1 protein-coding gene is annotated in these 232 nt (G+C 78.9%); it reads left to right on the forward strand.

What is annotated here, in order from left to right; translation table 11 throughout:
- On the forward strand, nucleotides 1–232 hold a 232-nt coding region (locus CCN29_RS36610), incomplete at both ends, for a multinuclear nonheme iron-dependent oxidase (protein WP_442538660.1).

A 232-nucleotide genomic window follows, 5' to 3' on the forward strand; every position in this document is an offset into this window, starting at 1 on the left:
GTCCATGTCGCGGGCGGCGTCGAACGGGACGGCGTGTGGCACGACAGCCACGCCCACCCGGTGCCGCCGGCGGTGCTGGACATCCTCACCGACCTCGCCTCCCGCGTGTCGCCCCCGGGCGTGCTGCTGGAGCGGGACGAGCACTTCCCGGCGCCGGCGGAGCTGGAGCGCGAACTGGACGCGATCCGCGGGGCGGTGGAGGCGGGGGCGCGGGTCCGCGGGCGGCGCGGGG

Source organism: Streptomyces pseudogriseolus (assembly GCA_002154585.1).
Lineage (GTDB): Bacteria > Actinomycetota > Actinomycetes > Streptomycetales > Streptomycetaceae > Streptomyces > Streptomyces pseudogriseolus.